An 18819-nucleotide genomic window follows, 5' to 3' on the forward strand; every position below is an offset into this window, starting at 1 on the left:
CCGTTCTCTTTTCTCATCGCGCTATGCTTACTCTTCGTGATGATTATCGCGGCGTGCCCGCACAGCATAAGCCAGATTTTGCAGCAGCAGTTCGGTATCTTCCCAACCAATACAGGCGTCGGTAACGCTCTGGCCGTATACCAGAGGGCTGTCGCCGTCGAGGTTTTGAGCCCCTTCCACCAGATGGCTTTCCACCATGACGCCGGTAATAGCTGTGTCTCCACCAGCGATTTGCTGACAGACGCTCTCACACACTTCCATCTGCTTGTGGAACTGCTTGCAGCTGTTAGCGTGGCTGAAATCGATCATAACGTTCTGCGGCAGCTTTGCCTTGTTTAGCGTCTCTTTTACTGCTGCAACGTCCGCAGCGCTGTAGTTCGGCTGTTTGCCGCCGCGCAGAATAATGTGACAGTCGTGGTTACCGCGAGTATTTACAATCGCAGAGTGGCCATACTTGGTAACAGACAGAAAACAGTGCGGTGAGCTCGCGGCGTTAATCGCATCGATAGCCACTTTAATAGTGCCGTCGGTACCGTTTTTAAATCCAACAGGGCAGGAAAGACCAGAGGCCAGCTCACGGTGAACTTGAGATTCCGTCGTGCGCGCACCGATTGCGCCCCAGCTCATCAGGTCAGCCATGTACTGAGGGGAGATCATGTCCAAAAACTCCCCCGCCGTTGGCAACCCGCCGTCGTTGATGTCCAACAGCAGCTTGCGGGCAATGCGCAGGCCGTCGTTAATCTGATAGCTGTGATTCAGGTATGGATCGTTAATCAGCCCTTTCCAGCCAACCGTTGTACGCGGCTTTTCAAAATAAACCCGCATCACGATTTCCAGATCTTTACTCAGGCGCTTACGCACTTCGTTCAGGCGACCTGCGTACTCTAACGCCGCGTCGATATCGTGAATTGAGCAGGGGCCGATAATCACCAGTAGGCGGTCGTCTTCCCCGGCAAGAATGTTATGAATCGACTCGCGCGCACTGGCTACTGTCGCTGCCGCTCTCTCTGTTGCGGGATATTTTTCCAACAGCGCTACCGGAGGCAATAGCTCATTAATCTCTTTAATTCTAACGTCGTCGTTCTGATAGTTCATGATTATCCTTCTTTGACCCCATCCGGTACGTTTGTTTACTTGTTCTTCGTTTCACGCGCAATTGTACAGCCTACAACAGGTAGATAGGGGGAAACAACCGGGAATAGCTGCCCTTCTCACCTTTTCATAGAAATCTTGTTCCCTTTTGCTTACAAGAACTCTTTACGCTCAGGAAGCGAATGCAGGTCACAAATTCAACATAATGTTGATTATTTGACACATTTCATTGGAAATCACGCTTTTCAAGGGCTATACATGTTAAATCGATGTGACACGCTATAAAGGAGCGTTCGGGATGGGACTTAGCGACAACGACTTCGTTAATTTTTCTGAGGACTATGAACTGGATTACCATTTACTCAAAGTGGATAAACAAAAGTCAGAAGTTAACCGTATGACCCTCAGGATAATGGGCAACGAGCTGAAAAAGCGTCTTGGTGTCACCCGAATTACACATAAGCAGATACATGATGATATCCTCGGGCAGTTGAACCGCCTCAGCTAAGCTGGCACCCTATTTTCCTACCGTGTAAATCCTATATAGCACTCTACTGAGTGTTATATGTTTTGATGGTTTTTCTTTTAATGAAACCAGACTGCCCGTTTGAGCTCCTACTTAAGCTCTCTGTTTAAACAGCATTAAGCCCGAGCCCTTTTCATAAATAATTACACAACTAGTTTCAAGTGATATTATTTATCTGTTATTTATCTATTATTTATCTATTATTTATCGATACTGAAAGGGACTGTTTTATGTTTAAAAAAGCGCTGGTTTTTATTGCTGCAATTGGCTTAGCAGGATGTTTTGGCGGCAGTAAAGAGTTCTCTATAGACAACCCGACAGATAAGCCACTGTCTGTTTCCATTGATAATAAAGAGTACACTGTTCCCGCCGGAGAAATGCAGAACGTAACGCTGAGCGCCGGTCCTCATAGCCTCACTTTATCAACTGGGGAAACCGTTAAATTCAGCGTGCTTTGCGCTTATGGTAATTCCGAACGCTCGGGAATTATTAATCCAACTCGAACCCGCTACGTTTATGTCGTACAGAAATATTTGGCCGATGGCACACAGCCCTTTACTGAAAACGGTGAAGTGCATGTATTAAAAATCAACGGTGAAGAATTTACCGGACCGTTTACCGACTTAGGCAATGAGCTGTTTATCGACAGCCATATTAAAAACTGGAGTTTTGGCCCAACGGAATCCCTGCCCGAAACCGTTTACGCTAGCAGCAAAGACACTTATAAAACAAAGCTTTTCAGGGTCAACGACTTTATCCATTACTACAATACCGACTTCTCGCCTTCCGAAGACTATAGCCGCCGCACGCACATTCGCGAATCCGCCTATAAAAAACCGGAACTGTCCTATAACGCTACCGAACCGGAACTTCAGCAGAATCTCTCCGATGCGTTAAAAATTTATCATCAGTTCATCCACGCAGATTCAGCCAGTAAGCAAAAGGACTTAATGGAGCAGTTTGAACAGCAAGAACGCGCTAAATGGAAAAATCCCAAAACAAAATCGGCTGAAAACGCCCGCTATTATGAAGTGATGAGCAATATTAACAGCGTGTTTTGGAGCTCTATCGTTGAATTAAGCGACTAGCGTTACGCCTCTGTCTGCTTTTCCCGTCGCCGCATAATCCCCCTAACTGCGGCGACGTTGTGCGTCTTTCGGCGAAGAATATCCAAGCGCCTTGCCCCAACTCTTCGGTCAGCCGCCCTGAGGATATTTATTAATCCCCATTTATCATGAATAAATTGTTTATTAAGCAGCTGCTCTTTAGGCGTATCGATGTATTCCCGTATAAGATTAGAAATATCATAAACGTCCGTCAGGTAGGGATAATAACGGCTCACTTCACCACCATAGTTTTTAATTATCCCGCCTTCAGTAACAAAGTCCTTTGGGTAGTCCCAGATAATTTCTTTATCCAGCGTAATCCAATAGCGCGGCAGACTGGTGCTACCGCTTTGGCTGCGCATGGGGTAAGCCGTGCAGTGGATTTGGAAATCGACGTCCGGTGAAATCAAGAGATAGAGCGCTTTTTGCAGTTTACTCCAGGGTTTTTGTTTCATTGATTTTCGATACCCCGTTTAACTGCACCCTTTTTCATGGAAATATTCATACGCGTAGGCTTCAATATTTCCACCGGTAATTTCGTTATTATCTTCATCATGAATTCGATATGAAATTTGGTGCTCACCAATATGCGTTTCGCCGTCAAGCCCCAGCAGTATGGTATAAAGTGTATCGGTTAATACTGCATCCAATACTTCTCTTAACTGCTGATGTTGAACATCAGTCAACCCCATATTCTCAACCAATCGTGACGTAAGCCGCTGGTTATTAAAATCCAATGCTCCATTAACGTCTGACTCTTTCAGCAGCCAAAACTCTTTTACAAACTCTTCAGCAGTCATTAATGGCTCCTTTTTTCATTAACTACCGAATCGCTACAATTTCAGCGACCAGCCTAGGGTAGGCTTTTTGCAGCTCGCTGCCCGTCATAGGTTCTCTGTCCATAACCCGCTCCATAGCGTCGTAGTTGATAACGTCCTTCATCTCGCCAACGGCATCGCGAATTTCGGAGTTGTCCTGATTATCGTTGTTTTCCGAATAGGCATCATCGGCGACGTAAAGCAGCCCTTCGGCCCATGAGTCACCGATATTAAAAGAGTACTTACCGTTGATAAAGGCGTTTATATCCTGAGAAATCTCGTCAAAAAAGCCCTTGCCTTTGAGCAGTAGCCAGCATCTGAAATAGATAAAACCGTCTTCGGAAATATAGTCGTCAAAGGTTATCGCCCCATCGTCTATTGTGAATCTGTTTTCTAAAATAATGCTGAGCTCGGCGATGTGCGCCGTATAGAGCCGATGGAGGTTAATTTGCAGATGACGCTCAAAAAGAATAAGCGACTCTTTACTCTTTTTGGCCAGCAGTGCAGTGAGGTTTTCAAGATGCTCGTCAATGTCGTATTCTGACCAATGGGCTTTCTTCCACTTGTTAGATCTATTGATGGCATCCCAGAAGAGAGCTTCCCCCTGCTCTTCTTCCGTTAATTCACGCTTTTCAGGCACTGCTTGAGCATTGGCAGCTTCCACATACCCTTTTCTTAGCTTTTGGGCAATCAGCTTTTCTGAGTCCATTTGGCAGCTTTCTGAGTCATCAAACTCTTTTTCTGCCATGCGGCCTTTGGTATCTATTCTGCCCCAGTGGATGGTTTGTATATGACCGTGAGTCTCAATATGCCAGAACTTATTGGTCGTTCCGTCCTGCTGGATAAGGTACTTGGTGATGTCCATTTCAGCCTTCCTGTAGAGTACTTATTTATTGAATATTTTCTGATAAATCATATCTGCATCTAGCTTCGCTGCTTTTTTGTCTTCGTCGCTCAGACGTTCAGCAAGCTTTTCTACCATCCCCTGATAGGTGAGGTCATAGCACTCCGGGGCGCTCCACTTGCAGGAAGTAAACCTCATAGACAGAACGCGGTTAGCGAGGAGATACCAAACATAGGCCTGCCTGTCATCCTTCTCTTGTTCATACTGGATAGCGTTAAACAGCATGCCTTGGGTATCCTTCTGCATTGCCATGGTTTCGTACCAGTAATGTTTGTCTTTTGAGGTAGGTGAGTAATAGGAATCGCTGAGTAAAAGCATCGCGTTAACGTTGCCCTGCTTCGCCGCCAGCCTTAACCACTTCTCTGCGGGATCTTTTTCACGGGAGGAGTACAGATTATGACCCAGCTGATACTGAGCCTCGGCATTGCCTTTCTCGGCTAGCGTCGTTAGCTCTTCGTTTGGCAGTTGAGCAATACGCTCGCTTGTTAAGCTGCCCTGAGACCAGACTGAAGTACAAAACAGAAACAGGAAGGAAAAGAGAAGTCCGTTGACGTTATACACGCTAAATATTTCCTATCGGGGCTAAAAGGCCATCAGCCTTTATTGAGAGTTCGAAAGCGCCTTAGTTAATTAAGACATAATTATACGCGGCTCCAATCGCTTAAGGCCAGACAGTGATTAAGGGGAACTGCGCAAAATGGGCCTGAGACTCTTTTTGCGCGCCTGACGAGACCTTATTTAGTGTTCTTATCTTCGTTATCCCATTCCCCAAAAGATGTCCCACAGCTTTTTTATATAAGACTTAAACCAGTGTCGCCATTTTGAAAAAGAGAACAGCAGATTGCGAATAAATGAAAGTGTGGCGATAAGAATCAAAATCAGTGAAATGACTACACTGAGAAAAATAAGTACGTCTTGGCTGTCCATGCATACGCCATCCTAAAGTCGTGAATAGTTACACTATCACTGCAGGGCTGGCTTCGCAAAAGCAGAAAATTGAACGACGGGCACAAAAAAAGCGCCTTTTGGCGCTTTCATTCAGGATGGTGGGTCGTATAGGATTCGAACCTATGACCAATTGGTTAAAAGCCAACTGCTCTACCGACTGAGCTAACGACCCTCACTGAAGATCTCTACAAACGCTTAAATGGTGGGTCGTATAGGATTCGAACCTATGACCAATTGGTTAAAAGCCAACTGCTCTACCGACTGAGCTAACGACCCTTAAGCGTTACTGCTGCCGTTATCACCGGCAACGGCGGCCTATAATACTGACTTCCAGAATCTGTGCAACAAAAATTTTCCAACTTTTGCTTAACTGCCCGATATTTAGCCATTTAACGCCACAATGCGGTATAAACGGTGAATAACTGGGCAGAATATAGCGTTTAGAGCCCGGCCAGTCGCTTTTCAGCCTGTTTGGCAATGGCTGTATTCGGGTATTGAGAAACAACGCGCTGATAAACCGCCTTAGCGTTATTCTTGTCACCCTTTTCCTGCATGATAATGCCAACTTTCAGCATAGACTCAGAAGCCTTAGCAGACTTTGGATAGCTTTTTACTACCGTAGCATAGTAGTAAGACGCATCATCCTTTTTGCCTTTGCTATAAAACAGCTGCCCTAGCCAATAGTTGGCATTGGACTGATAGCTTGACTTTGGATAGCGCTTGATAAAATCCTGGAAAGCAGCAATTGCGCTATCCGCTTTAGACTTATCGTTCACCATCGCAACGGCATTGTCGTAGTCCTGCTTCTCGTTGCCGGTAGAGGCTGCCGGAGAAGAAGAACCTGCTGACGCCCCTGTCGTACCGCTGTTAGTCGCGGAAGTAGACGAAGGGGAAGCCCCTTTCGTGCCAAGTTCATCAATCTGCTGAAGGATGATCTTCTGGCGTTCAACAATCTGTTCTAACTGATACTGGTTCGTCTGGATCTGACCGCGCAGCGTGTCAATGTCGCGCTGTGAATCAGACAGCTGCTGCTGTAGCTGCGTCAGAAGCTGCCCTTGAGCGTTAGAAATACGCTCAAGCTGAGTAATGCGGTCATCCGTTGACGCGGCGATAGCGGCCCACGGGGCCGCTATGCCAGCCAGTAACGACAGACTTAATACACAACATCTGAAATTACTGTTCATGAGGCTCTCTTAGTAAACCAGTACGGCGCGACGGTTTTTAGAGTAGGCCGCTTCATCGTGACCCAGAACCGCCGGCTTTTCTTTACCGTAAGATACGATAGACATTTGCTCGCCAGGAACGCCTTTACCCTGCAGATACATCTTCACAGCGTTAGCACGACGTTCGCCCAGAGCGATGTTGTATTCCGGCGTACCGCGTTCGTCAGCGTGGCCTTCGATGGTCACTTTGTAAGACGGGTTAGAGCGCAGGAAGGCTGCGTGAGCATCCAGCATTTGAGCAAAGTCAGAGCGAACGTCATAGCGGTCATAGTCAAAGTAGACAACGTTCTGCTGCTGAAGCTGTTGCAGCGTCAGACGAGCCTGTTCGTCTCCGGAACCAAAGCCGCCGTTGGTACCATAGCCACCACCTGCACCACCGTTGCTGCCATCAGACGAGCTGTCAGTAGAAGAACATGCGGCCAACGCCATAATTGGAAGAGCCAGCATCAGGCCTTTAACCACTTTATTCAGTTGCATTATTTTCGATCCTTTTCAATATTAAGTTGCAATACATAAGCATCACAGGTACGGCGACCAGGCAGGGAATTTAACCTGACCATCGGTTGCCGGCAGACGCGCTTTAAAACGCCCGTCGGTCGAAACTAAACGTAATACGCTACTCAGCCCCTCGGAGGCGCTGTAAATAACCATAGTACCGTTAGGCGCGATGCTGGGCGTTTGATCCAGGAAGGTATTGGTCAGTGTTTGCACCGCTCCCGAGTCCAGATCCAGTTTTGACAGATGCTGTTGACCACCGCCGGAGCTTACCATCACCATAAACTTACCGTCTGGTGACACGTCCGTGTCTTGGTTCTGAGCCCCTTCCCAGGAAACGCGAGCCGGAGCACCGCCGTTGATATTGACTTTATAAATCTGCGGACGCCCGCCCTGGTCTGAAGTATAGGCCAGAGTTTGGTTGTCCGGGTACCATGAAGGTTCGGTGTCATTACTGCGGCTACGAGTCACTTGAGTGATTTGCCCTGAAGCCAGATTCATAACGTACAGGTTCAGGCTGCCGTCTTTAGACAGCGCAAAAGCAAGCTTAGAGCCGTCCGGCGAGAAAGCCGGCGCGCCGTTGTGGCGTGGGAAAGAGGCAATGCTGCGGATCGCGCCGTTAGACAGAGTCTGCACAACCAGTTCAGAACGACCGCTTTCAAACGTTACATAGGCCAGCTTGCTGCCATCTGGTGACCAGGCCGGTGACATCAGCGGCTGGGAGGCGCGACGAACGGTAAACTTGTTGAATCCGTCATAGTCGGAAACCTGCAGTTCATAAGGGAACTGCCCGCCGCTTTTCTGAATGATGTAGGCAATGCGCGTGCGGAATGCACCCTTGATGCCCGTCAGCTTTTCGAAGATACCGTCACTGGCAGTATGCGCGGCATAGCGCAGCCACTGTTTGGTAACAGGGAACTGACTTTGAACCAGCACTGACGGCGTCGCAGACGACGTATCAACCAGCTGGTAGGAAATCAGATAACCGCCGTTAGCGCTTGGCTGAACCTGCCCTACCACAACCGCATCAATGCCCAGTGCAGACCAGGCAGCAGGCGTCACTTCAGACACCGACGTTGGCGACTGAGGGTTACGGGCTGCAGGCAGCGGATTGAATTTACCGCTGTTTCTCAGGTCAGAAGCGATAATATCGGCAACGTCTTCTGGCATGGCACCGCTGCCGGTCCATTTAAACGGAACGACACCGATTGGGCGCGCAGAATCCACACCACCATCAATAAGAATCCTGACTTCCGCGTGCAGCACGGAAGCCCATAGAATAAGCAATCCCATCGCTAATCGAAATGCATGCTTCATGTTTTCTCCCTTATCTTAGCCCTTGGCTTTGATAATTTGCTGTTTGCTAACAAAGCGATAACGCTAAACTCATCAACTATTGGTCATAACGCGTGTTAAATCAAGTCAGTTTACCTATCAACACAATTACTTCGGCTGAAAGTCAACCAACGCATTCTTAAACTTCTCGTAAACCGCCGTTGACGGCGGTTTGGGGATTTTTGCCTGCTTGGCCGCCATAATAGCGACCTGACATAGCGTTGCATCCCCGCTCTCTGCCTGAACATTAAAGAGCGTACCGTCCGGAGCGAGCTTAATCCTTAGCGTACAGGTTTTACCTTTATACAGTGAAGGATCGATAAACTTGTTCATAATCGCGCCGCGAACCTGCGCCATATAGGCATCGACTTCAGGCCCACTGGCACCGGCCTTGTTACCACCGCCGGATGCACCATTAGCGGAAGGCGCATTTTTATCGGAGGCTAAACCACCGAACAGATCGTCAACCTGTTTGGCTGACTCTGCATCAGCTTTGGCCTTGGCTTCCGCATCAGCCTTGGCTTTTGCTGCCGCCTCGGCCTTTTGCTTCGCCTCTGCGTCAGCCTTTTTCTGGGCATCTTCTGCCTTTTGTTTGGCTTCTAGAGCCTTTTTCGCATCGGCTTCAGCCTGCCTCTTCTCAGCCTCAGCCTTAGCTGCGGCCTGTTTTTTTGCTTCAGCGTCAGCAGAAGCCTTCGCTGCATCAGCTTCGGCCTGCTTTTTCGCTTCTTCGGCTTTCTTCGTTGCCTGCTCCGCGGCCTTCTGCTGTTCTTGCTGTTTTTTAGCTTCTTCCTGCGCCTTCAGGCGATCTTTTTCCGCCTCTTTAAGGCGCTTTTGCTCTGCCGCCTGCTGCAGTTTCTGCTCTTCAGTTTGGCGATCGGCTTCCTGCTGGCGCAGCTTCTCGGCTCTTTTTGCATCAAGCTTTTGCTGCTGCACGCGCTCGGCCTGCTGAGCCATCATGTTGGGATCGACCATTATCGCGTCAATAGCAGAGCCACCGCCACCGCCGCCAAGCAGTACGTCCTTTTGCATAAAAGCGCCCACGGCCAGAAGGCCGATAACCACAATATGCAACACGACCGACGCCATGACGGAGCGATTGAGTTTATCGTTATGCTCTGTATCTTTTGCCACGTAACGCTTCCAAAAAGCTAATAACAAAATTCGAAATCTATTCACTTTCAAACGCCGGCAAGCCGGCGTTATGTAGAAAGCGTGTTTTACCCTGTCGCGCGAGCCCCGCTAACTGTCAGCCTATATAGGCTGAGTCATCAGCCCAACGGACGTTACGCCAGCGCGGTGCAGCATATTGAGCGCTTTAATAACTTCGTCATAGGGCACTTCTTTCGCCCCGCCAATCAGAAAGACCGTTTTCGGATCTTCTTTATGGATGCGCTCAACTTCTGCAACAACCTGCTCTGGAGGAAGCTGCGACATGCGATCTTTATCAATCACCAGCGTGTACTGCCCGACTCCAGACACTTCCACAATCACCGGTGGCTTGTTGTCTGTTGAAACCGTTTTAGAGTCGCTGGCCTCTGGCAAATCGACTTCAACACTTTGGGTAATGATCGGCGCTGTCGCCATAAAAATCAACAGCAACACAAGCAGTACGTCCAAAAGTGGAACAATATTTATCTCGGCGGCTTTACCTGCACCGTGCCGCCGGGAAGAACGTTTATACGCCACGTTTACCCCCTGCCCTTATTTATTCTCAGTTGAGAACGCCTGACGGTGGAGAATCGTCGTAAACTCTTCCATAAAGTTGTCGTAGTTTTGCTCAAGCTTAAAGACCCGCAGGCTCAGGCGATTGTGAGCCATAACCGCAGGTATCGCAGCAAACAGACCAATAGCCGTAGCAATCAGCGCCTCGGCGATACCCGGTGCAACCATCTGCAGTGTCGCCTGCTTGACGGCACCCAGAGCGATAAACGAGTGCATGATCCCCCATACCGTACCAAACAGGCCGATGTATGGGCTGATTGAACCAACAACGCCTAGGAAAGGAATATGGTTTTCCAGGCTTTCCAGCTCACGATTTAAAGACAGACGCATAGCTCGCGTCGCCCCTTCAATGGCGGCTTCCGGCGCGTGGGTGTTGGCACGGTGCAAACGAGCAAACTCTTTAAAGCCAGAGTAGAAAATCTGCTCTGAACCCGCCAGCTCGTCGCGGCGATTGTTGCTTTCCTGATACAGACGGGAGAGATCGATGCCCGACCAGAACTTGTCTTCAAACGCTTCAGCCTCACGCCTGGCGGTACTCAGTATCCGCGTGCGCTGGATAATGATGGCCCAAGAGGCGATCGAAAACCCAATCAGGATCAGCATAACAATTTTTACGAGTAGACTAGCCTCAAGGAACAGGCTAACGATATTCATGTCGGTCACTTCTTCAACTCCGCGACAATAGACCTTGGAAGCTTTGCGGGCTTCATCAGGCGTGAATCAACACATGCGACTAACACATCGGCCTGGCTCAGTAGCTTGCCATTTTGGTCGAATATGCGTTGTGCAAACGTAAGGGATGCACCGCCCATAGAGACGATTTCAGTTTCCACTTCCAGCAGGTCGTCAAGACGCGCGGGAAACAGATACTCAACGCTCATTCGGCGGACAGCGAAAGCGACATGCTCACTCAGCAGCTGCTGCTGATTGTAATTGTATTGGCGCAGCATCTCTGTGCGCGCTCTTTCATAAAAGGCCACATAGCGGGCGTGATAAACCACACCGCCTGCATCAGTGTCTTCAAAATAGACCCGAACGGGCCAACGGAACAGCGAGTTACTCACGATATTTCCAGTGTGTCTGACTATAGCACTAACCGACTGATACTATACGCAACTGAAAACCGCTTGGGAATGGGCAGAAAGCACGTAGGCAAAAATAATTCTCAGTTAACTCAGCGAGAATTATTTTCCCTATCGATTAAGCCAGCCTAAGCCAAAAAGTAGGCAAGTCCTGCGATCAGGATCGCAATTGCGGGAAGTGGCGTGAAAAAAGCCTTCCAGAGCGTCTTTTTCGGCCTAAAGCCCACACCGTGTACGACACCGGTACAGATAGCCCACATGACCAAAAAGCTTTGCCAAACGGCAACTACGCTGGTTTTAGCCGCAAAGCGGGAAGGATCCCAAAACACGCAAAACGCCAGCGAAAACGCCAATATTAAAGAAAGGGCCCTTAACGGGCCCTTATCCATAACAGCGTACAGTTTGTTAAACACAGTACCCATTATTCTCGTTCTTCTTTATTTCCATTGTTGGTTTCATACCAGATTGCACCGATGATACCACAAGCACAGGCAAACAAAGTACCGAGACTCCAGGCAAAATACCACATTGTTTTGCTCCTTATTGTTGGTATCAATTAGTACAGAGACGCGTGGTTGTCTTCGATATGTTTCTTATCGAGACGACCAAACATCTTGATATAGCTCCACAGCGTATAGACTAATACGATAGGAACAAATATCAGCGCAACAAACGTCATGACCGTCAGCGTCAGGTGGCTAGAGGTCGCATCCCACATTGTCAGGCTGACGTTCGGAGTAATGCTTGACGGCATAATGAACGGGAACATAGTGATCCCTGCCGTAAAGATAACACACGCGATGGTCAGTGAAGAGAACAGGAATGCCAAGCCGCCGCTGTTAATGCGAGAAGCAATAATGGTCAACAGCGGTAACGCTACGCCCAGTGCAGGAACGGCCCACAGGATAGGATAGGTGTTGTAGTTCACCAGCCATGCACCCGCCTGCTGAGCAACTTCTTTATTGATTGGGTTAGACGCTGCGGTGTGATCCAACGCGGACGTCACGATGTAACCGTCCATGTAGTACACAACCCAAATGCCAGCTGCTGCGAAAGCAACAAGCACAATCAGCGCACAGATTTGAGTCGCAGCGCGAGCGCGCAGGCGAAGCTCAGCGGTCGTCTTCATCTGCAGCCACGCAGCGCCCTGAGTGATTAACATCATCAGACTGACAACGCCAGCAATCAGTGCAAACGGGTTCAGCAGCTGGAAGAAGTTACCTTCATAACTCAGGTGCGACATGCTGTTCATGGTAAACGGTACGCCCTGAAGCAGGTTACCGAACGCCACGCCGAACACCAGCGCAGGAACGAAGCTGCCTAGGAAAATGCCGTAGTCCCACATTGTACGCCAGCGTGAGTCGTCAATCTTGCCGCGATAGTCGAAACCGACCGGGCGGAAGAACAAGCAGGATAGCACCAGAATCATAGCAATATAGAAACCGGAGAACGCTGCTGCGTAAGCCTGAGGCCATGCGGCAAACAGCGCACCACCTGCAGTGATCAGCCACACCTGGTTACCGTCCCAGTGAGGCGCGATGCTGTTGATCATGATGCGACGTTCGGTATTGGTCTTGCCGATAATAGGAACCAGAATACCAACGCCCATGTCAAAGCCGTCAGTGACAGCAAAGCCAACCAGCAGAACGCCGACTAGCAGCCACCAGATAAATCGTAGTGTATCGTAATCTAACATGTCTGGACTCCTGTTTACCGTGCTTCTTGCGCTAATGCCGCGCTGCTCTGTTCAAAATGGTAACGTCCGGTTTTCAGGCTGCTAGGGCCCAGACGCGCATATTTAAACATCAGGAACATTTCTGCTACCAGGAACAGCGTATACAGTCCGCAAATCAGAATGATCGAGAACCAGAGATCGCCAGTTGTCAGAGCCGATGTCGCTGCACCAATAGGCAGGACGTCCGCAATGGCCCAAGGTTGACGACCGTACTCAGCCACAAACCAGCCAGCTTCACAGGCAATCCACGGTAAAGGAATGCCGTACAGAGCCAGACGCAGCAGCCACGGTTTTTCACCAATACGGTTTTTCAGCACGTGGAGTACAGAGATGCCAACGATAAGCAGCATCAGGAAGCCACAGCCAACCATCAGGCGGAAAGAGTAATACAGCGGAGCAACCTGAGGGATAGTGCTCTGAGCAGCCGCTTTGATTTCATCTTCCGTCGCGTTATTGATATCTTTGGCGTGGATATTCAACAGAATACCGTAGCCCAGATCTTTCTTACTCTGCTCAAAGGCGCTGCGAACGGCAGGATCGGTATTACCAGAGCGCAATTTTTCCAGCATTTGATAGGCAGTAACGCCGTTGCGTATACGCTGCTCATTCTCTTCCAGCAGATCTTTAATGCCGGTGATTTCTTTATCCAGAGAGCGTGTTGCAATGATGCCTAGAGCGTAAGGGATCTCGATAGCGTAGTTGTTCTTCATCTCTTTCTGATCGGGGATACTGATCAGGTTGAAGTCCGCAGGCGCTTCCTGAGTGTCCCACTCGGCTTCGATAGCCGCCAGCTTCACGCGCTGCACGTCGCCCAGCTCGTGGCCAGACTCATCCCCTAACAGGATAACGGACAGCGTTGACGCCAGACCAAAACAGGCAGCGATAGCAAATGAACGCTTGGCAAAAGGCAGATCGCGCTTTTTCAGCAGATAGAATGCGCTGATGCCCAGAACGAACATAGAACCGGTGACATAACCCGCGGAAACAGTGTGAACAAACTTCACCTGAGCAACTGGGTTCAGTACCAGTTCGGCGAAGCTGAGCATTTCCATACGCATGGTTTCAAAGTTGAATTCGGAAGCAACCGGGTTCTGCATCCAGCCGTTAGCAACCAGGATCCACAGCGCTGACAGGTTAGAACCCAGCGCAACAAACCAGGTAACAGCCAAGTGTTGAACCTTGCTCAGGCGATCCCAACCAAAGAAGAACAGACCGACCAGCGTGGATTCTAGGAAGAACGCCATCAGGCCTTCAATGGCGAGCGGAGCACCAAAAATGTCTCCGACATAGTGGGAATAGTAAGACCAGTTTGTACCGAACTGGAACTCCATAGTTAAGCCGGTGGCTACACCCAGAGCAAAGTTAATACCGAATAACTTGCCCCAGAACCGGGTCATATCTTTATATATTTGCTTGCCTGTCAGCACATACACCGACTCCATGACTGCCAGCAAAAACGCCATACCGAGCGTTAGCGGGACAAACAGGAAGTGGTACATTGCCGTCAGGGCAAACTGTAATCGTGATAGTTCGACGATATCAAACATCTTGACTCCTTGCTCCTCAGGAAGACCCCGGTCACGCATCAACTGCCGCTCAGCGCACCGTTCGCTTTACCCCATTACTCACCAGAGGTGAATGCCTTAAAAATACTTTCCAACCAAATAATAAACAAAGTTTGCCGCATTAACTCTATTTAGTATACGAAACCGCGCCCATGCGCCAAACCTTGCTTTACACAGCGCGTAAACGACATAACCGTTAACACCCTATACCACACGTTAAATATTACGCCTCTAATCCCCTACAATAAATAGGTATTTCATCTAAAAATCAGAATTGTGAACTCAAATCAAAATCACCATGTGACGCAAAAACACCAAAATTGATGTAAAACAAATTTAGCCAATTACACCATAAATTAAGGATTTTTCAATTCTCTTGAACTGCTATTTTAACCTATGTGCCGCAAATATAGGGTACTTATTTATATGGGCAGTAACTTACCCTTAAAAATAAAAACAATAAATTAACATTTAATCAATTAAATTAACCATTGCAATGATACAAGTGCTAAATAGTGGAGTGATTAACTGTTTCAACCGCTCAATATTTAAGCAGCCATAAAGTAAATAATTTGTTGAGTCTTGATAAAAAGAAGGAAATAGGAGGGTAATTGAATCATTTGACTGAAAATAATCAGGCAAAAATTCGGGCGCACAGAACATTTTCAGTCCTGTGCGCCCGGAGAGCAACCGCTGCGCTAGCTTAAAGCGTATTTCATATCAGCTAACGTCAGCTGAGGTCTTTTTTACGCTACAGGACTTCCCCGCCAGCGCTTTTTTAACCGTATCACCAATGTCTGCTAGGCTGCGAACAGTATGAACCCCAGCGGCTTCCAGCGCAGCGAATTTCTCATCCGCAGTGCCCTTCCCACCCGCAATGATTGCACCCGCATGGCCCATTCGTTTGCCTTTCGGCGCCGTCACCCCGGCAATGTAGCCCACAACGGGCTTTGTCACGTGGTGCTTGATATAGTGAGCCGCCTCTTCTTCGGCAGAACCCCCTATTTCACCAATCATGATGATGGCCTCGGTTTGAGGATCCTGTTCAAACAGCTTAAGGATATCGATAAAGCTGGATCCCGCGATGGGATCGCCACCAATGCCGACACAGGTAGACTGCCCTAACCCTACGTCAGTTGTCTGCTTGACCGCTTCATAGGTTAGCGTCCCGGAGCGAGAAACAATGCCAATTCGACCCGGCTTATGAATATTCCCCGGCATAATGCCAATTTTGCAGGCACCCGGTGTGATAACGCCTGGGCAGTTTGGCCCAATCATTCGCACACCCATCTGATCCAGCTTGACTTTGACAGTCAGCATGTCCAGAACCGGAATGCCTTCTGTAATGCAAATCACCAGCTTAATGCCCGCATCAGCAGCTTCGATGATAGAGTCTTTGCAAAACGGTGCCGGAACATAAATTACGGATGCCGTGGCGCCAGTCGCCTCAACCGCCTCGCGAACAGTATTAAATACCGGTAAGCCAAGGTGTAACGTGCCGCCTTTCCCCGGCGTAACGCCACCCACCAGCTTTGTTCCGTATTCCAACGCCTGCTCAGAGTGGAAAGTCCCCTGACTGCCAGTAAATCCTTGGCAGATGACTTTAGTATCTTTATCAATAAGAATAGACATTAGATTCTCTCCCCGGCGGCAAGCGCCACCGCTCGTTGCGCCGCGTCGGTCAGGCTTGACGCACCGACGATATTCAAGCCGCTTTGGCTGAGCGTTTTCACACCAAGCTCTGCGTTGTTGCCCTCCAGTCTCACGATGACCGGAACAGTAACGCCAACCTCTTCAACGGCGCTGATAATACCGTCAGCAATCAGGTCACAGCGCACGATGCCGCCAAAAATATTGACCAGCACGGCCTTGACCTTTTCATCGGAAAGAATGATTTTGAACGCTTCACTGACGCGCTCTTTTGTCGCACCACCGCCTACGTCAAGGAAGTTAGCCGGTTCACCGCCGTGCAGCTTAACAATGTCCATCGTACCCATCGCTAGGCCAGCGCCGTTCACCATACAGCCAATATTTCCGTCCAGCGCAACATAGTTGAGCTCCCACTGAGTCGCGTGCTCTTCTCTTACGTCCTCTTGGGAAGGATCGTGCATTGCCCGCAGCTCTGGCTGACGATATAAAGCATTCGCATCAATATTGAGTTTGCCGTCCAGACAGATAAGTTCGCCAGAAGTGGTCACCACCAGAGGGTTGATTTCCACCAGCGACAGATCGCATTCCAAAAACAGCTTGCCTAAAGAGACAAAGATTTGGCTGAACTGATTGATCTGTTTACCGCTCAGGCCCAGCTTAAACGCCAGTTCCCTTCCCTGATACGGCATAGGACCCATTAAAGGATCAATAGCGACTTTATGGATAAGGTGGGGCGTTTCATGAGCTACCGTCTCAATGTCTACCCCGCCCTCTGTAGAGGCCATAAACACCACTCGGCGAGAAGCGCGATCGACAACGGCGCCTAAATAAAGCTCCTGACCAATGTCAGTTGCGGCTTCAACGAGTATCTGCCCTACCGGCAGCCCTTCCGGTACAGTTTGATAGGTGGCCAGACGTTGACCAAACCAGCGTTGGGTAAAGCTCAGGATATCTTCCTGATTTTTTGCCAGCATCACGCCGCCAGATTTTCCTCGCCCTCCTGCGTGCACTTGGCATTTTAAAACCCAAGGCGCTTCACCAAGCTTGTCGGCAGCCTCAAGTGCTTCCTGAGCGTTTTTGCAGGCATACCCGGCGGGCACCGGTAACCCATACCGAGCAAAAAGCTGTTTTGCCTGATATTCATGTAGGTTCATGTGTTCTTTCCAAATAGGTGTGATTAAAGAACAACGTATTTCAGCGTTCGGGCCATCTTTTGGTATTGCTTGATGACCGATGCAAAAACACACTCATAATGACAGGCATTTTTATTTCCAGGGCGGAAACGTTCCCATCAAACTTAATTTCGCGTTAGCACAGCCGCCGTTAGAGCGGCTGTGCCCGTTTGCCTGACGCCAAAAGCATCGGGGCGCTATACGTCCAGCAGCAGGCGAGCCGGATCTTCCAACAGGTCTTTCACTGCAACCAGGAAGCTCACTGACTCACGTCCATCAATCAGACGGTGATCGTAAGAAAGCGCCAAATACATCATCGGCAAAATAACGACCTGACCATCAACCGCCATTGGGCGATCCTTAATGGCGTGCATTCCCAAAATGGCGCTCTGCGGTGGGTTAATGATCGGCGTCGACATCAGTGAACCAAAGACACCGCCGTTGGTGATCGTGAAGTTACCACCGGTCAGATCTTCTACCGTCAGCTTGCCGTCACGCCCTTTCACAGCCAGATCTTTAATATTTTTTTCGATGTCAGCCATGCTTAACGCATCAACGTCGCGCAGCACCGGAGTGACCAAGCCACGCGGAGTGGATACCGCAATGCTGATGTCAAAGTAGTTGTGGTAAACCACGTCGTCACCGTCAATAGAGGCGTTGATTTCAGGAAAACGCTTCAGCGCTTCCACAACCGCCTTCAGGTAGAACGACATAAAGCCCAAACGGACACCGTGGCGTTTTTCAAACACATCGCCGTACTGCTTGCGTAAATCCATTACCGGCTTCATGTTGACTTCGTTAAACGTGGTCAGCATCGCGGTATTGTTTTTCGCTTCCAGCAGGCGCTCTGCAATGCGCTTACGCAGGCGAGTCATCGGTACGCGTTTTTCGCTACGGTGAGCCAGAGGCGCTGCGGCAGCCTGAGGTTTTTTAACCTCTGGAGCGGTTGTTGCCGAAGCAGGCTTAGCGCTGGCCTGCTGCGCTAAATACTGATTAACGTCTTCGCGAACGATACGACCGCCAACGCCTGAACCTTTAATCGCGTTAGGATCGAGGCCGTGTTCCGCAATCAGTCGACGCACAGCTGGGCTAAGGGCGTCATTGCTGCCCTCTTCCAGACTTGCAGTCTGACGCTGAGCCGGGGTAGATTCGGTAGCCTGTGGCGATTCGGTGATCTGATGACCGGTGATATCAGCAGGACGCAGGCGACCAAGCAGCTGACGAGAGCCCACCGTTGCGCCTTCGTCTTCAACGATAGCATCCAGAACGCCAGACTCCAGCGCGGGGACTTCCAGCACCACTTTATCTGTCTCGATTTCAACCAGCACTTCATCACGCTCAACGCTGTCACCAGGTTTCTTGTGCCACGTGGCGACAGTCGCATCCGCAACAGATTCAGGAAGGTCTGGAACGAGAATATCTATGCTACTCATTGTTTATCCTTAT

General features: G+C 49.3%; 21 protein-coding genes and 2 tRNA genes. 2 read left to right on the forward strand and 21 right to left on the reverse strand.

Annotated features, from left to right (window positions below; translation table 11 throughout):
- Positions 1-27: 27 nt before the first annotated feature.
- Complete coding sequence (aroG, locus tag DQM29_RS10550; protein WP_111740660.1) at positions 28-1095, reverse strand: 3-deoxy-7-phosphoheptulonate synthase AroG; 1068 nt, start codon at positions 1093-1095, stop codon at positions 28-30.
- A 295-nt stretch (positions 1096-1390) separates the two neighbouring features.
- On the opposite strand from aroG, the gene DQM29_RS10555 reads away from it, so the two are divergent.
- A complete protein-coding gene (locus DQM29_RS10555) occupies positions 1391-1600 on the forward strand; it encodes a hypothetical protein (protein WP_111740661.1) in 210 nt (69 codons plus the stop codon).
- Positions 1601-1779: 179 nt separating this feature from the next.
- Entirely contained in the window at positions 1780-2706 is a 927-nt protein-coding gene (locus DQM29_RS10560) for a hypothetical protein (RefSeq protein WP_232054901.1), read from the forward strand.
- A gap of 2 nt (positions 2707-2708) precedes the next feature.
- On the opposite strand, the gene DQM29_RS10565 is transcribed toward DQM29_RS10560, so the two are convergent.
- From DQM29_RS10565 to odhB, 20 genes are all read right to left on the reverse strand, one after another.
- On the reverse strand, positions 2709-3179 hold the full coding sequence (locus DQM29_RS10565; RefSeq protein WP_111740663.1) for an SF0329 family protein: 471 nt from the start codon (positions 3177-3179) through the stop codon (positions 2709-2711).
- A gap of 18 nt (positions 3180-3197) precedes the next feature.
- Positions 3198-3524 (reverse strand): hypothetical protein, encoded by a 327-nt coding sequence (locus tag DQM29_RS10570; RefSeq protein WP_111740664.1) that lies wholly within the window; start codon positions 3522-3524, stop codon positions 3198-3200.
- A gap of 22 nt (positions 3525-3546) precedes the next feature.
- Positions 3547-4407, reverse strand: a complete 861-nt coding sequence (locus DQM29_RS10575) for a DUF4240 domain-containing protein (protein ID WP_111740665.1) — start codon at positions 4405-4407, stop codon at positions 3547-3549.
- A gap of 21 nt (positions 4408-4428) precedes the next feature.
- Positions 4429-5007 carry a tetratricopeptide repeat protein gene (locus DQM29_RS10580; RefSeq protein WP_111740666.1) on the reverse strand — a complete coding sequence of 193 codons (579 nt, stop codon included), beginning with the start codon at positions 5005-5007 and terminating at the stop codon, positions 4429-4431.
- Between the two features lie 483 nt (positions 5008-5490).
- Positions 5491-5566: transfer RNA gene (locus tag DQM29_RS10585), tRNA-Lys, on the reverse strand.
- A gap of 28 nt (positions 5567-5594) precedes the next feature.
- Positions 5595-5670 (reverse strand) — tRNA-Lys (locus DQM29_RS10590).
- Between the two features lie 164 nt (positions 5671-5834).
- Positions 5835-6578, reverse strand: a complete 744-nt coding sequence (ybgF, locus tag DQM29_RS10595) for a tol-pal system protein YbgF (RefSeq protein ID WP_111740667.1) — start codon at positions 6576-6578, stop codon at positions 5835-5837.
- A 9-nt stretch (positions 6579-6587) separates the two neighbouring features.
- Positions 6588-7094: a peptidoglycan-associated lipoprotein Pal gene (gene pal, locus DQM29_RS10600; RefSeq protein WP_111740668.1), complete on the reverse strand. Its 507-nt coding sequence runs from the start codon at positions 7092-7094 to the stop codon at positions 6588-6590.
- A gap of 42 nt (positions 7095-7136) precedes the next feature.
- A complete protein-coding gene (gene tolB, locus DQM29_RS10605; RefSeq protein ID WP_111740669.1) occupies positions 7137-8429 on the reverse strand; it encodes a Tol-Pal system beta propeller repeat protein TolB in 1293 nt (430 codons plus the stop codon).
- A 126-nt stretch (positions 8430-8555) separates the two neighbouring features.
- A complete protein-coding gene (gene tolA / locus DQM29_RS10610; protein ID WP_111740670.1) occupies positions 8556-9578 on the reverse strand; it encodes a cell envelope integrity protein TolA in 1023 nt (340 codons plus the stop codon).
- A 120-nt stretch (positions 9579-9698) separates the two neighbouring features.
- The gene (tolR, locus tag DQM29_RS10615) at positions 9699-10133 is read right to left on the reverse strand and encodes a colicin uptake protein TolR (protein WP_111740671.1); all 435 of its coding nucleotides are present in this window, start codon (positions 10131-10133) and stop codon (positions 9699-9701) included.
- Between the two features lie 15 nt (positions 10134-10148).
- Positions 10149-10832, reverse strand: coding sequence for a Tol-Pal system protein TolQ (gene tolQ, locus DQM29_RS10620; protein ID WP_111740672.1), 684 nt, complete (start codon positions 10830-10832; stop codon positions 10149-10151).
- Positions 10829-11233 carry a tol-pal system-associated acyl-CoA thioesterase gene (gene ybgC, locus DQM29_RS10625; protein WP_111740673.1) on the reverse strand — a complete coding sequence of 135 codons (405 nt, stop codon included), beginning with the start codon at positions 11231-11233 and terminating at the stop codon, positions 10829-10831. The genes tolQ and ybgC overlap by 4 nt, the downstream gene beginning before the upstream one ends.
- A gap of 146 nt (positions 11234-11379) precedes the next feature.
- Positions 11380-11673 (reverse strand): cyd operon protein YbgE, encoded by a 294-nt coding sequence (gene ybgE, locus DQM29_RS10630; protein WP_111740674.1) that lies wholly within the window; start codon positions 11671-11673, stop codon positions 11380-11382.
- Positions 11673-11780, reverse strand: coding sequence for a cytochrome bd-I oxidase subunit CydX (cydX, locus tag DQM29_RS10635; RefSeq protein ID WP_111740675.1), 108 nt, complete (start codon positions 11778-11780; stop codon positions 11673-11675). Before cydX ends, ybgE begins: the two co-directional genes overlap by 1 nt.
- Positions 11781-11807: 27 nt before the next feature.
- On the reverse strand, positions 11808-12947 hold the full coding sequence (gene cydB / locus DQM29_RS10640) for a cytochrome d ubiquinol oxidase subunit II (protein WP_111740676.1): 1140 nt from the start codon (positions 12945-12947) through the stop codon (positions 11808-11810).
- A gap of 14 nt (positions 12948-12961) precedes the next feature.
- Positions 12962-14533 carry a cytochrome ubiquinol oxidase subunit I gene (gene cydA / locus DQM29_RS10645; protein WP_111740677.1) on the reverse strand — a complete coding sequence of 524 codons (1572 nt, stop codon included), beginning with the start codon at positions 14531-14533 and terminating at the stop codon, positions 12962-12964.
- Between the two features lie 738 nt (positions 14534-15271).
- Entirely contained in the window at positions 15272-16183 is a 912-nt protein-coding gene (sucD, locus tag DQM29_RS10650; protein ID WP_111740678.1) for a succinate--CoA ligase subunit alpha, read from the reverse strand.
- The gene (sucC, locus tag DQM29_RS10655; protein WP_111740679.1) at positions 16183-17355 is read right to left on the reverse strand and encodes an ADP-forming succinate--CoA ligase subunit beta; all 1173 of its coding nucleotides are present in this window, start codon (positions 17353-17355) and stop codon (positions 16183-16185) included. Before sucC ends, sucD begins: the two co-directional genes overlap by 1 nt.
- Before the next feature lie 215 nt (positions 17356-17570).
- The gene (gene odhB / locus DQM29_RS10660; RefSeq protein ID WP_111740680.1) at positions 17571-18806 is read right to left on the reverse strand and encodes a 2-oxoglutarate dehydrogenase complex dihydrolipoyllysine-residue succinyltransferase; all 1236 of its coding nucleotides are present in this window, start codon (positions 18804-18806) and stop codon (positions 17571-17573) included.
- Between the last annotated feature and the right edge of the window lie 13 nt (positions 18807-18819).

Source organism: Leminorella richardii, from assembly GCF_900478135.1.
GTDB lineage: Bacteria > Pseudomonadota > Gammaproteobacteria > Enterobacterales > Enterobacteriaceae > Leminorella > Leminorella richardii.